At 68.6% G+C, this 13,467-nt stretch carries 12 protein-coding genes; 4 read left to right on the forward strand and 8 right to left on the reverse strand.

Annotated features, from left to right (window positions below; all coding sequences use genetic code 11):
• Positions 1–33: 33 nt before the first annotated feature.
• The 4 genes from FSV73_RS21400 to FSV73_RS21415 all read right to left on the reverse strand — a co-directional run bounded on the left by FSV73_RS21400 (position 34) and on the right by FSV73_RS21415 (position 4,126).
• Positions 34–1,062, reverse strand: a complete 1,029-nt coding sequence (locus FSV73_RS21400) for an ABC transporter substrate-binding protein (protein WP_145011189.1) — start codon at positions 1,060–1,062, stop codon at positions 34–36.
• A gap of 363 nt (positions 1,063–1,425) precedes the next feature.
• Positions 1,426–2,391, reverse strand: coding sequence for an ABC transporter substrate-binding protein (locus FSV73_RS21405; protein ID WP_145011263.1), 966 nt, complete (start codon positions 2,389–2,391; stop codon positions 1,426–1,428).
• A gap of 5 nt (positions 2,392–2,396) precedes the next feature.
• Positions 2,397–3,350, reverse strand: coding sequence for an ABC transporter substrate-binding protein (locus FSV73_RS21410; protein WP_145011192.1), 954 nt, complete (start codon positions 3,348–3,350; stop codon positions 2,397–2,399).
• Positions 3,347–4,126: a class II aldolase/adducin family protein gene (locus FSV73_RS21415; RefSeq protein WP_145011195.1), complete on the reverse strand. Its 780-nt coding sequence runs from the start codon at positions 4,124–4,126 to the stop codon at positions 3,347–3,349. Before FSV73_RS21415 ends, FSV73_RS21410 begins: the two co-directional genes overlap by 4 nt.
• Positions 4,127–4,379: 253 nt before the next feature.
• On the opposite strand from FSV73_RS21415, the gene FSV73_RS21420 reads away from it, so the two are divergent.
• The gene (locus FSV73_RS21420; protein WP_145011198.1) at positions 4,380–4,982 is read left to right on the forward strand and encodes a cysteine dioxygenase; all 603 of its coding nucleotides are present in this window, start codon (positions 4,380–4,382) and stop codon (positions 4,980–4,982) included.
• Positions 4,979–6,547, forward strand: coding sequence for a rhodanese homology domain-containing protein (locus FSV73_RS21425; RefSeq protein WP_145011201.1), 1,569 nt, complete (start codon positions 4,979–4,981; stop codon positions 6,545–6,547). The genes FSV73_RS21420 and FSV73_RS21425 overlap by 4 nt, the downstream gene beginning before the upstream one ends.
• Here the strand turns inward: FSV73_RS21425 and FSV73_RS21430 are convergent.
• On the reverse strand, positions 6,544–7,191 hold the full coding sequence (locus FSV73_RS21430) for an alpha/beta family hydrolase (RefSeq protein WP_145011204.1): 648 nt from the start codon (positions 7,189–7,191) through the stop codon (positions 6,544–6,546). The two genes, FSV73_RS21425 and FSV73_RS21430, sit on opposite strands and share 4 nt — an antisense overlap.
• A gap of 112 nt (positions 7,192–7,303) precedes the next feature.
• Here FSV73_RS21430 and hemN point away from each other — a divergent pair, with 112 nt between their 5' ends.
• Both hemN and fnr read left to right on the forward strand, forming a co-directional pair.
• Positions 7,304–8,686 carry an oxygen-independent coproporphyrinogen III oxidase gene (gene hemN, locus FSV73_RS21435; RefSeq protein WP_145011208.1) on the forward strand — a complete coding sequence of 461 codons (1,383 nt, stop codon included), beginning with the start codon at positions 7,304–7,306 and terminating at the stop codon, positions 8,684–8,686.
• A 63-nt stretch (positions 8,687–8,749) separates the two neighbouring features.
• Positions 8,750–9,481: a fumarate/nitrate reduction transcriptional regulator Fnr gene (fnr, locus tag FSV73_RS21440; RefSeq protein ID WP_145011211.1), complete on the forward strand. Its 732-nt coding sequence runs from the start codon at positions 8,750–8,752 to the stop codon at positions 9,479–9,481.
• Positions 9,482–9,526: 45 nt separating this feature from the next.
• On the opposite strand, the gene FSV73_RS21445 is transcribed toward fnr, so the two are convergent.
• The 3 genes from FSV73_RS21445 to FSV73_RS21455 all read right to left on the reverse strand — a co-directional run bounded on the left by FSV73_RS21445 (position 9,527) and on the right by FSV73_RS21455 (position 13,462).
• Positions 9,527–11,947 carry a TonB-dependent siderophore receptor gene (locus tag FSV73_RS21445; protein WP_145011215.1) on the reverse strand — a complete coding sequence of 807 codons (2,421 nt, stop codon included), beginning with the start codon at positions 11,945–11,947 and terminating at the stop codon, positions 9,527–9,529.
• 79 nt (positions 11,948–12,026) lie between these two features.
• Positions 12,027–12,956: a DUF4880 domain-containing protein gene (locus FSV73_RS21450; RefSeq protein ID WP_145011218.1), complete on the reverse strand. Its 930-nt coding sequence runs from the start codon at positions 12,954–12,956 to the stop codon at positions 12,027–12,029.
• Complete coding sequence (locus FSV73_RS21455) at positions 12,953–13,462, reverse strand: sigma-70 family RNA polymerase sigma factor (protein WP_186309306.1); 510 nt, start codon at positions 13,460–13,462, stop codon at positions 12,953–12,955. The genes FSV73_RS21450 and FSV73_RS21455 overlap by 4 nt, the downstream gene beginning before the upstream one ends.
• Between the last annotated feature and the right edge of the window lie 5 nt (positions 13,463–13,467).

Consider the following 13,467-nt stretch of genomic DNA (forward strand, 5'->3'; position numbering starts at 1 on the left):
TCCGGTGGTCCGGTGGAACCCTTGGGAAAAGGATCAGCTGCCCTTCTGGTCGGGCGTGTCGACGAAGAAATAGTCCTGCCAGGAGCTGGGCTGGTTGCGGATGGCACCGATGCGGTACATGAAGTCCGCCAGCTTCAGGGTGTTCTGCGGCGCGGTGTCGAAATTGACCTCGGGGCTTTCGATGATCTTCTGAATCAGCGCCGGGTCGAGCCTGGAATTCTCCACCTTCACGTAGGTACGGGCGGCGGCGGCCTTGTCCTTGGCGATGATCTGCCCGGCCTCGACCAGCGCCTCGCGGAAGGCCTTGTAGGTCTTGGGGTTGTCCTGGCGGAATTTCTCGGTGACGAACACCAGGGTCGGCGAATTGGCACCCCCCAGCACGTCATAGGAACTCAGCACCTTGTGCGCCTTGCCGCTGGCCAGTTCCTGGTCCTGGAACGGCGGGTTGGCGAAGTGGCTGTTGATCTCGGTGCCGCCGGAGATCACCGCCGCGGTGGCATCCGGGTGCGGCACCGCCACGGTCAGGGGGTCCAGGCGATTCCAGTTCTTCTCGCCGAAGGCCTGGGCGGCGGCGTATTGCAGGAAGCGCGACTGCACCGAGACATTGACCGCCGGCACGGCGATGCGGTCCTTGGCGGTGAAGTCGGCCAGGGTCTTCACCGCTGGATTGTTGGTCACCAGGTAGTAGGGGAAGGCACCGAGGCCGGCCACCGCCTTGACGTTCTGCCGGCCATGGGTACGGTCCCAAAGGGTCAGCAGCGGACCGAGCCCGGCCGAACCGACATCCACCGCCCCGGACAGCACCGCCTCGTTGACCGCCGCACCGCCGGAGAGCTTGGTCCAGCTGACCTTGATGTCGACGCCCTCCTCCTTGCCATGCTTCTCGATCAGCCCCTGGTCGCGCGCCACGTGCAGCAGCAGGTAGACGACGCCGAACTGTTCGGAAATGCGCAGGGTGCCCTCGGCCTGGGCGGCCTGGGGCGCGACGGCCAATCCGGCGAGCAGACTGGCAGCGAGTCCCAGGACCAGGGGACGGCGGGTAAAGGGAAGACGTGGGGGCATCGTGGAACGCTCATCCATAAATTTGGCTTATAGCCTACTAAGGGTGTTCCGTATTTTTGAAATAAGGAGGAGTTATATGGATAGGTCGGGCATGGGTGCGACTGTTCCCTCACCCCAGCCCTCTCCCACAGGGAGAGGGAGCACTCCGCCGTCCACCCTCCTCCGGGTTCTCACCCATCACCGTAGGTTGGCGCCGAGCACAGCGAAACCCAGCACCACCCTACTCCGAACTCTCAACTCATCATCGTAGGTTGGCGCTGAGCAACGCGAAGCCCAACATCACTCCGGGCTCTCACCCGTCATCGTAGGTTGGCGCTGAGCACAGCGAAGCCCAACACCGCGCGCTATCCCTCTGGCACCCCCCTACTCCCGCGCCGCCTGCCGTGACGCGTCCGGCTTCGCTACCCGGAAACCCTGGGCGAAGGTCGCCTGGGCATCCAGCCGCTGCGGGATGAGGCCGCTGCGATGGTAGAAGTCCGCCGCCGCCTGCTGATCGGTCACCACCTGGGCATCGATCGGCTCCCAATGCAGCTGGCGGCGCTCGAACTGCAACCGCGCCACAGCCTCGGGAAAGCCGATGATCTGCGCCAGGGTCTTGGCATAGCTGTCCAGGTGGCTGTAGCCCCACCGCTGGGCCGCAGCCAGGCGATCGAGATAGTCCTGCAGCGCCGCGCGCCGGGCCGGATCGGCCAGGGCGCTGTCGGTGGCGGCCAGGAAGCTGTTGCCCGCCCAGAGCCCGCGGCCGCTGACCAGCACCCGCGCCCCATCCACCTGCTCGGCCTGGGCGGTATAGGGCTCCCAGGTCGCCCAGGCATCCACCGAACCATTGGCCAGGGCCATCTTGGCGTCCACCGGGCCGAGGAAGCGGAAACTCACGTCCTGGGCGGTCAGGCCCACCGAATCCAGCGCCTTGAGGGCGATGTAGTGGCCGATGGACCCGCGTCCGGTGGCGATGCGCTTGCCCTTGAGGTCCGCCGCCGAGCGCAACGGCGAATCGCGGGGCACGATCACCGCCGTGCCATAGGGATCGGATTTGTCCACGGCGATGGCCTTCACCGGCGCGCCAGCGGCCAGGGCGAACAGCAGGGGCCCGTCACCGATGATGCCGGCGTCCACCGCGCCGGCATTGAGCGCCTCGGCCAGGGGCGCGGCGGCGGGAAACTCCGCCCACTGGATGCGATAACCCGGCAGGTCACGCAGGCCGTCGGCGGCTTCCAGCTGGGCGCGCATGTTGCCCTTCTGGTCGGCGATGCGCAGGGTGAGCGTCTCGGCGGCCAGGGCCGCGCTGGCGGCGAGCAGCAGCGGTAGCGCCAGCAGGGTACGGCGGATGAGGGTCATGGTTTGGCTTCCTGGGTAAAGACACTGGCATCGGCCAGGGCGGCGACGTCGACCGGCTTGGGCAACACCTGGAGTTCGCTGAAGAGATCGGCCACCTTCTGCACCGCGGCCAGGTCGGCCGGTTGCACGGGACGCAGGCCACGGGAGGTGCGGGTGGAAATGGCCACCGCAGCGCCTTCCGGCAGGCGCGTCAGCTCGGCGTAGACCCGCGCGTAGTCCTGTGGATGGGCCACCGCCCAGGCCCGCGCCTGGGCCAGGCGACCGGCGAAATCGGCGATGGCGGCGCGCTTGGCGGGATCGTCCAGGGAGGTCGGCGTGGCGGTCAGAAAGCCCAGCGCGGTGGTCAGCCCCTGGCCATCGCGCAGCAGCCGGGCACCGTGTTGCTCGGCGATGCCGAGGTAGGGATCGAAGGTGGCCCAGGCGTCGATCTGGCCGGCATTGAAGGCGGCGCTGGCGTCGGTGGGCAGCACGAACTTGACCGTGACGTCGTCGCGCCTGAGACCGGCTTCCTCCAGGGCGGCATAGAGCAGATGCTGGGAAATGCTGCCCTTAGCCGAGGACACCACCACGGTGCGCCCCTTGAGATCCCGCACCGAGTGGATCGGTGAATCCTTTTGCACCAGCAGGCCATTGGCCTGGGGGAAGCCGACGTTGGTGGCGATCAGCTTGAGCGGCACCCCGCCGGAGGCGGCCATCAGCACCGGCAGGTCGCCGGCGTAGGAGGTATCCACCGCGCCGACGCGCTGCGCCTCGAACAGCGGCGCGGCGCCCTGGAAGTTGGCCCAGCGATAGTGGTAAGGCACGCCTTCGAGGCTGCCGGCGGCTTCCATCATGGCACGCAGACCGCGGGCCTGGTCGCCCAGTACCAGGGTCACCCCGGAGAGATCCGGCGCCGCCTGGGCCTGGCCCAGCAACAACGCCAGGCCCAGGCTGGCGAGCAGTCGCTTCATTGGGCGTACTCCCGGCCTTCGTGACGCTCCAGCTGGCGCACCGCCGCCTCCCAGTGACGAACATGGGCCCCGCGCGCCAGGTTGCCGGGAATGAGATCGCTGACCTTCCGCGCCACCGCATCCGGGGCGATCACCAGCTCGGCGCCGCCACTCTGGGCCGCCAGTTGCGCGGCGCAGGAGCGCTCCAGGTAGTAGAGGTGCCAGAAGGCTTCCTCCAGGCTCTGGCCGGCGGTGAGCAGCCCATGGTTGCAGAGGATCATGGCCTGGTGCGGACCGAGGTCGGCCACCAGGCGGCTCTGCTCGTCCAGGTCCAGGGCCACGCCTTCGTAGCCGTGATAGGCCAGGCGGCCGAAGAACCTCATGGCATGCTGGGAAATCATCAGCAGCCCGCCGCGCTGGGCGGAGACGCCGATGCCCGCGGCGGTATGGGTGTGCAGCACCGCATGGGTCTCGGGCTGGGCCCGGTGGATGGCGCTGTGGATCACGTAGCCGGCCGGGTTGATGCCAAACCCGGCGGGGTCGAGGACGATCTCGCCGTCGATATCCACCTTCACCAGCGAGGACGCGGTGATCTCGTCGAAGGTCTGGCCAAAGGGATTGATCAGGAAATGCTCGTCCGGCCCCGGCACCCGCAGGGAGAAGTGGGTGTAGATATGGTCGGTCCAGCGTTCGCGGGCGGCCAGCCGGTAGGCGGCGGCGAGCTTGACCCGCGCCTCCCATTCGGCGGCGGACACCTGGGCGCGAACGCTGGCGGGCGAGTGGACGAAGGCGGTCATGCGGCGGCTCCGAAAGCGAAAGAGGGCGCCAGGGCGAGAGTATTGCCCTGGTCTGCTTAGAACCTAACCCCGCCCGCACGTCATCCATAAATATCGATTACGCATAACCTAATATGCTCGAAACGGATTTATAACCGATCTAATTATGCGTATTTAGGTTTTCAGTTCAGAACCAATGGATCTAAGGGAGAAGGCTCGAGCCCTGGTTTAATGGCTGCCAACGCCCACCCGCCGTCCTTCGCGGAGCCCCACCATGCCCCCTAGGCTCGATCGCCTGCGTCTCTTCCTGCACGACCTCGCCACCCTGGTCGAGGAGCAGCCCGCCGAACCCGAGCTGTTGGCGCGTGGCGCCGCCCTGCTCGGCGAGCTGGTCCGCCACGACGACTGGCTGCCCGAGGACTGCGCCCAACCACGGCCCGACCGCTACAGCCAGTACCTGCTGCATGCCGACGCCCGCCAGCGCTTTTCCGTGGTGAGCTTCGTCTGGGGTCCGGGCCAGGCCACCCCGGTGCACGATCACCGCACCTGGGGCCTGATCGGCATGCTGCGCGGCGCCGAGACGGCCCAGGGTTTCGCCCGCTCCCCGGATGGCCGCCTGCTGCCGGAGGGCGCGCCGGTGCGCCTGGAGCCGGGCCAGGTGGAAGCGGTGTCACCGCAGGTGGGCGATATCCATCAGGTCAGTAACGCCTATGCCGACCGCACCTCCATCAGCATTCACGTCTATGGCGGCAACATCGGCGCCGTGCGCCGCGCCGTCTATGCCGACGATGGCCAGGAGAAGCCCTTCATCTCCGGCTACACCAACCGCCAGCTGCCCAACCTGTGGGACCTGTCCCAGGAGACCGCCACACCATGACCGCCGTCCGCACGCCCGAAGACATCCGCCAGGCCCTGCTCGCCGGCGCGGAAGTCGCCCTGCTCGATGTCCGCGAGGAAGCTCCCTTCGCCGCCGGCCATCCCCTGTGGGCAGCCAACCTGCCGCTGTCGCGCCTGGAACTGGAGGCCTGGTCCCGCCTGCCCCGCCGCGACGTGGCCATCACCCTCTATGACAATGGCGAAGGCCTGGCCGAGCGCGCCGCCGAGCGCCTGCGGGCCCTGGGCTACACCGACGTGGCCCTGCTCGCCGGCGGCCTGGCCGGCTGGCAAGCCAGCGCTGGCGAACTGTTCATCGACGTCAACGTCCCGAGCAAGGCCTTCGGCGAGCTGGTGGAAAGTCGCCGCCACACCCCCTCGCTGCCGGCCGAGGAGGTCAAGGCGCTGCTGGATCAGGACGCCGACGTGGTGATCCTCGACGCCCGTCGCTTCGAGGAATACCAGACCATGAGCATTCCCGGCGGGGTCAGCGTGCCGGGCGCCGAACTGGTGCTGCGCGTCGCCGAGCTGGCACCCGATCCGCGGACGCGGGTCATCGTCAACTGCGCCGGCCGTACCCGCAGCCTGATCGGTGCCCAGTCGCTGATCAACGCCGGCATACCCAATCCGGTCGCGGCCTTGAGAAACGGCACCATCGGCTGGACCCTGGCCGGGCAGCAACTGGAACATGGCCAGGCACGCCGCTTCGGCGAGGTGAGCCCGGCGACCCGGGCGACCGCCGCCACCCGTGCGCGCCAGGTGGCGGACCGCGCTGGCGTCGCCCGCCTCCCCTTCAGCGAGCTGGATGCCTGGCGGGCCGACGCCCAGCGGACCCACTACCTGATCGATGTGCGGACCCCCGAGGAATTCGCCGCCGGCCACCTGCCCGGCGCCCGCTCCACCCCGGGTGGCCAGCTGGTGCAGGAAACCGACCACAGCGCCCCGGTGCGCGGTGCGCGCCTGGCCCTGGTGGACGACGATGGCGTGCGCGCCAACATGAGCGCCTCCTGGCTGGCGCAGATGGGCTGGGAGGTGGCCGTGGTGGACGACATCCCGCCCGCTGCCCTGAGCGCCACCGGTCCCTGGCAGGCGCCCGCTCCCACCCCTGGACCGGTGGAGCGCATTTCCGTAGCCCGCCTGCAGGAACTGCTGGCCGAGCCGGGCACCCTGGTACTGGACGTCACCGCCAGTGCCAACTACGTACAGCGTCATATCCCCGGTGCAGCCTGGGTGCTGCGCGCCGATCTGCCCACGCAACTACCACTGGCCGAGCGTTATGTCTTCACCTGTGGCAGCGGCCAGCTGGCCGCCTTCGCCGCCGTCGACGTCCAGGCCAGCACCGACCGGCCCGTCCTGCTGCTGGAGGGTGGCACCGCCGCCTGGCTGGCCGCCGGCTTGCCGGTGGAAAGCGGCGAGACGCGGCTGCTGTCGAGCCGCCGTGATCGCTATCGTCGGCCCTATGAAGGGACCGAGGCCCCGCGGGAAGCCATGCAAGCCTACCTGGACTGGGAGTTCGGCCTGGTCGAACAGCTGCGCCGCGATGGCACCAGTGGTTTCCGGGTTCTCTAGCCGCTGGCCCGCACGAAAGCGGCGATCCACGCCGCCGTTTCCGCCAGCACCTGGCTCTGGCTCAGGCCGCTGCGCTTGAGCGGCTTGAGATCATGGTCCGCGGTGGCGATCCACTGCACCTCGATGGCCGGCGCCAGCGCATAGCCGGCCACCTCCTCCCGGTTGCCCAGGGCGTCCCGTTCGCCCTGAACGATCAGCGTCGGCGTGGCCAGGGTCGCCAGGTGCTCGGTGCGCAGCCGCTCGGGATTGCCGGCCGGATGAAAGGGATAGCCCAGGCAGACCAGCCCGGCAGCTCCCAGTTCATCAGCCAGCAGACTGGCCATCCGCCCGCCCATGGACTTGCCTGCCAGCCACAGTGGTCCGCTTTCCGCCGCACGCCAGCCGGCGACCACGGCCCGCCAATGCTCCAGCAATACCGGCGCCGGATTCGGTGGGCGCCGCCTGCCCTCGGCGCGGGCCCGGGCCATGTAGGGAAATTCGAACCTCAGGCTGCGGATCTCGCGGAGCGCCAGCTCCTCGGCCAGTCGCTGCAGGAAGGGGCTGTCCATCCCCGCCCCGGCGCCGTGCGCCAGCAGCAGCGTCGCCAGGGGCACCCCGGTGGGCCGGCAGTCGCGAAAGGTCCCCAGGTACAGCTCGTCCGCCATGGGCCACTCCTCGTCAAAACCGCCAAGCTTACCCTGGCATTCATTGATCTGGATCAATAAAGCCCGGACCGGGCCCCTCACACTGGGCGCCTCGAAACCATTGGAGCCCGGCATGACAGCCGCCCTCGCCTGGGACGCCGACCTCATCGCCCGCTACGATCGCGCCGGCCCCCGCTACACCTCCTACCCCACCGCCGTGCAATTCCACGACGGCATCGGCCCCTTCGACCTGCTCGGCGCCCTGCGCCTGAGCCGGCAGGCCGGACGCCCGCTGTCGCTCTACGTCCACGTCCCCTTCTGCGCCAACATCTGCTACTACTGCGCCTGCAACAAGGTCATCACCAAGGACCGCAGCCGCAGCGTCGCCTACCTGGCAGCCCTGCGCCAGGAGATGGCCCTGGTCGGTCGCCACCTGGACGGTGGGCAGCGGGTGGAGCAACTGCACCTCGGCGGCGGTACCCCGACCTTCCTCAATCCGCTGCAACTGCGCGAGTTGATGGCCGACCTGCGCCGCCATTTCACCCTAGCCGACGACGACCGTGGCGACTATTCCATCGAGATCGATCCCCGCGAGGCCGACTGGAGCACCATGGGGCTGCTGCGCGAACTGGGCTTCAATCGGGTCAGCTTCGGCGTCCAGGACCTGGACCTGCAGGTGCAACTGGCGGTCAATCGCCTGCAGCCGTTCGACGATACCCGCACCCTGGTGGAGGCCGCCCGCGCCCTCGACTACCGCTCCATCAACCTGGATCTCATCTACGGCCTGCCGCGGCAGACCCCGGCCAGCTTCGCCCACACCCTGGACCGGGTGCTGGAGCTGCAGCCGCATCGGCTATCGGTGTTCAACTACGCCCACCTGCCGCAACGCTTTCCACCGCAACGGCGGATCGAGGCCAGCGAACTGCCGACCCCCGCGGCCAAGCTGGAGATGCTGCAGGCCACCGTGGCGCAGCTGACTGCCGCCGGCTACCGCTACATCGGCATGGACCACTTCGCCCTGCCCGACGACGACCTGGCCATCGCCCAGGAAGACGGCACCCTGCAACGCAACTTCCAGGGCTACACCACCCACGGTCACTGCGACCTGCTAGGCCTGGGCGTGTCCGCCATCAGCCAGGTCGGCGAGGTGCTCTGCCAGAACAGCCCCGACCTCGCCCACTATCAGCAGCGCCTGGCCCACGGCGAGCTGGCGGTGGCGCGCGGCCTGCGCCGCTCGCGGGACGACCGCATCCGCGGGGCGGTGATCGCCCAGCTGGTCTGCCATTTCCAGCTGGACTTCGCCGGCATCGAACGCAGTTGCGAACTGGACTTCCGCCAGTACTTCGCCGACGCCTGGCCGCGCCTCAGGGCCATGGCCGCCGACGGCCTGATCCGCCTCGACGAACGCGGCATCCAGGTATTGCCGCCGGGGCGGCTGCTGATCCGCACCCTGTGCATGCTGTTCGACCGCTACCTGCCCGGTGGCGACCCCCAGCGCTTTTCCCGGGTGATATGACCCATGCCTGCCATGACTGCTAAAGTTAGACTTTTGGAACCAGACGAGAAGCGATCCTCCGCCATGACCGAGCCCCTCAAGCTGCGCACCGCCCAGGCCCATTGCAAGGATTGCAGCCTCGCCTCGCTGTGCCTGCCGCTGTCGCTCGATCTGGAAGACCTCGACGCCCTCGACCAGATCGTCAAGCGCGGCCGCCCGCTGGCCAAGGGGGACCATCTGTTCCGCCAGGGCGACACCTTCGGCTCGGTCTATGCGGTGCGCTCCGGCGCCCTGCGCACCAGCAGCCTGAGCGACGCCGGCGAGGAGCAGATCACTGGATTCCACCTGCCCAGCGAACTGGTCGGGCTATCGGGCATGGACAGCGAGCGCTATCCGGTCTCGGCCCGGGCGCTGGAGACCACCACCGTCTGCGAGATTCCCTTCGAGCGCCTCGACGAACTCTCCGAGCAACTGCCACAGCTGCGCCGCCAACTGCTGCGGGTGATGAGCCGGGAGATCCGCGACGACCAGCAGATGATGGTGCTGCTGTCGAAGAAGAGCGCCGACGAGCGCATCGCCACCTTCCTGGTCAATCTCTCGGCGCGCTTCCATGCCCGCGGCTTTTCCGCCCAGCAATTCCGCCTGAGCATGTCGCGCAACGAGATCGGCAACTTCCTCGGCCTGGCCGTGGAAACGGTGTCGCGGGTGTTCACCCGCTTCCAGCAGAGCGGCGTATTGGCGGCCGAAGGCAAGGAAGTCCGCATCCTCGACTCCGCCCGGCTCTGCGCCCTGGCCGGCGGCCAGCTGGAGGGCTGAGTCCGCGGGTCCCGCCAGCCATAGCAGGCGGGATCCTACCCCGGCCTAGAAGCTGTAGCTGACCGTCGCGGTCACGTTGCGCTCCTCGCCGAAGTAGCAGAAGTCCAGGCTGTAGCAGGACGCCACGTAGTCCTTGCCCATGAGGTTGTTGGCATTGACCCGCGCCGTGAGCCCCGGCAGTCCCAGCCGGGTGAAGTCGTAGGCGAGCATGGCGTCCACCAGGGCGTAGGCCGGTACCTTCCGGGTATTGGCCTTGTCCGCCCAGCTGGTCCCCACGTAGCGCGCCCCGGCGCCGACGCTGAAGCCCGCCAGCGGCCCCGCCAGCTCGTACTCCCCCCACAACGATGCCTGGTGCCGCGGCGCCTGGTTCGGGGTATTGCCCTGGGTGCCGTCCAGCGCCTGGGTGTACTCGATGTCGGTGAAGGTGTAGCTGCCCAGCAACTTGAGCCGCTCGGCCAGTTGCAGATGGCCCTCCAGTTCCAGGCCACGCGAACGGATCTCGCCGACCGAGGAATAGAAGTTGTCCTGGGGCAGCTTGGTCGCCACGTTTTCCTGGGTGATGTGGAACAGCGAGGCGGTGTAGAAGCTCGAGCTACCCGGTGGCTGGTACTTCAGGCCCAGCTCCCACTGCTTGCCCTCGGTGGGCTCCAGCGGCTTGCCCGCCGCGTCGTTGTAGGCATTGGGATTGAAGGAGGTCGAATAGCTCAGGTAGGGCGCCAGGCCGTTGTCGAACAGATAGAGCAGCCCCGCGCGCCCGCTGGCCTGGCTACGGCGCTCGCTGCTGCCGGTACCCGAGCTGCGATCCTCGATGCCGATCTTCACCCAGTCCTGGCGCAACCCCAGGGAAAGCCGCCAGCGATCCAGCTCGATGAGATCCTGCAGATAGACGCCGGTCTGCTCCAGTTCGCGGCGGTATTCGCTGCCCGGGTAGATGGTCACCTGGCCGCCATAGCTCGGCTCGAAGGCGTCCAGTGGATCGGCCGTGCCACTGGGCCAGTCGACATGCGTCCAGCGGCGCTGGTAGTCGACGCCGGCGAGCAGGGTGTGGCGGGTCCCGGCCCAGTCGAAGTCCGCCTGGACCAGGTTGTCCAGGGTATAGGCGTGCAGGTTCTCGCGGCCGCCGGAGTAGTAGCGATTGAGCAGGTTGCTGTCCCCGACGTAACCATAGCCGTAGACCTGCTCCAACTCGACCCGCGACTTGGCGTAGCGGAAATTCTGCCGCGCGCTCCAGACGTCGTTGAATCTGTGTTCGAGCCGGTAGCCGACCATCTGCTGGGTTCGCTCGAATGTGTCGTGCTCGGGCTCGCCATCGAAGAAATGGTTACTGATGTAGCGACCATTGCGACGATAGAGGCTGCCCGCGGCCGGCACCCCGCTGTGGTAGCCCCCATCCGGATCCTTCTGCAGATAGGCCTGCAGGGTCAGGGTGGTGGCTTCGCTCAGATCGATGGCCAGGCTCGGCGCCAGGGCATAGCGCTCTTCCTCCACATGGTCGAACTGGGTATCGCTGTGCTGGGCCAGCCCGACCAGGCGGTAGGCGATGCGCCCCTCCTCGTCCAGCGGTCCACCGAAATCGAAGCCCGCGCCGCGCTGGCCGAGATTGCCCAGGGTCGCCTGGACCTGGTGATAGGGCTGGTACAGCGGCTGCTTGCTGGTCAGGGCCACCAGGCCGCCCGGCAGGCTGCGACCATAGAGCACCGAGGCCGGCCCCTTCACCACGTCGATGCGCTCGAGGAAGTAGGGATCCACCTGCAGCGAGCTGAAGGTCCCGCTGTCGCCCATGGTCTTGAGGCCGTCGAGGAAGACGTTGTCGACGCTGTTGTCGGCGAAGCCGCGCATCACCACATAGTCGTAGCGGTTGGAGGCCCCGACCTGGCCGGTGAAGATGCCCGGAGTATACCTCATGGCCTGCTGGACGGTCTTGGCACCCTGGTCGTCGATCTGCTCGCGGGTGACCACCGAGACCGCCTGGGAGGTTTCCAGCAGGGATTTGCTGGTTTTGGTCGCCACATCGCTATGGGTCGCCAGGTAGCCATCGGTTTCCCCCAGGGCGTTGCCCAGGCTGAAGCCGGTGACCGTGGTGTCGCTCAGGGAGGTCACCCCCGCCGCGGCAGCAGCAGCTTCCAGCCGATAGCTGCCGTCCGCCTGGCGTACCGCCTGGAAGCCGCTGTCCTGGAGGATCTCCCGGAAGCCTTCGGCCGGCGAATAGCGCCCTTGCAGGCCCGGACTGCGGCGGCCCTCCAGGCCCTGGGCCGGTGCCGACAGCAGCACCTCGCTCTGGGCGGCGAAGGTGCTGAGGACCGTCGCCAGGCTGCCCGGCGCGATACGGTACTCCTGGGTCAGGGGAGCGGCCTGGAGGGCGCCGAGGGGCACGGCCAGCGCGGTCATGCCGAGCGGTAGCGCCAGGGCGAAGGCGCGCGCCGCGCGGCGGAGGGGATGGAGGGTGAAGCGGGAAGAACGCTGCATGGGTGCCTCGCGAGTGGGAATCCTTGTTCCCCTAAGCCCCGCGAGTGGGCGAAAGGGGAACCGCCCTCCCGACTTTTTTTCAGGCGGGCACGACCTGCACCCACCAGGGCAGGCGCCGCTCCACCCGCACCGGCAGGCTGTCGGCCAGGGCCGCCAGGGCGCGGTCGGTATCGTCCAGGGGATAGCTACCCACCACCCGCAGGTTGGCGACCGTGGCGGCGCAACTCAGCAGGCCAGGGCGATAGCGCCCCAATTCCGCCACCAGCGCCGCCAACGGCCAGTCGTCCACCGCCAGCCGCCCCTGCCGCCACAGCTGACGGCCAGGATCGACGCGTCCCAGGGGCAGTACCGCAACGGGGGTCAGCCAGGCCCGCGCGCCCTCGGCCAGGGTCTGGGGGCGGGCCTGGCGCGGCAAGAGCTGGAAGGTCCCGGCATAGGCCGCCACCTCCACGCCCTCGTCGCGACCGCGGACGCCACAGCAGCCCGGGCCCAGGCGTACCCGCCCCGCCACGGTTTCCAGCGTCAGCGGCGCGGCGCCGCCTTGACCTTCGAACAGCGCCTCGCCACGCAGCAGGCGCCAGCCATCCGGGGCCTCCTGCGCCAGCTGGCTATCGGTGTTGAGCCAGACCCGCACCCCGGCAGCCAGGTCGAAGGCGCGGATCTCGCCAACCGCCGTGCTCAGGTCGGCGCCCTGCCCCCACCGCCAGTCATCGCCTCGATCCCAACCCAGCGCGAGGCCCCCGAACACCAGGCCGAGCACCTTAAGGGCCCGGCGGCGCTCCAGGGTCTCGCGCCGGGCGAGGGCCACCCGTCCCGACACGGGCAGCCCGGAGAAACGCGCGCTGATCTCCTCCACCCGGGCCCAGGCCACGCCGTGCCGCGGATCCGCCTGCAGCCAGCACTCCCAGGCACTGCGGGTGGCGGGATCGACCTCTCCGGCGGCCAGCTCGGCGAACCATTGGGCGGCCTCTTCCAGAGGCACCCCGGGGTCGCGCCCCAGGACCGTCAAGACACCAGCTCCAGGCAATGCAGCATGGCCTGGGCCATGTATTTCTTGACCATCCGCTCCGACACGCCCAGGCGCTCGGCGATGACGGCATAGGTCAGGCCTTCCAACTGCGCCAGCAGGAAGGCCTGCCGTACCCGGCTGGGCAGGCGGTCGAGCAAGGCATCGAGTTCGGTGAGGGTTTCCAGGATAAGCGCCTGGGCCTCCGGCGAGGGCTGCAGCTCTTCCGGCCGGGCGGCCAGCGCCTCGAGATAGGCCCGCTCCAAGGCCTGGCGCCGCCAATGATTGGCCAGCAGCCCCTGGGCGACAGTGGCGAGGAAGGCGCGCGGTTCACGTAGCCGCTCCAGCTCGCCCTCCCGGGCCAGGAGGCGCAGGAAGGTGTCCTGGGCGAGATCGGCCGCCTGCCCAAGGCACCCCAGCCGCCGGTGGAGGCGCTCGCGCAACCAGCCATGGTGGTCGAGATAAAGGGTCCGGATATGTCCGTGCCGGTCGGACTCGAGCGTCTGCATCACCA

It is taken from the genome of Pseudomonas oryzihabitans, from assembly GCF_007665395.1.
GTDB lineage: Bacteria > Pseudomonadota > Gammaproteobacteria > Pseudomonadales > Pseudomonadaceae > Chryseomonas > Chryseomonas psychrotolerans_C.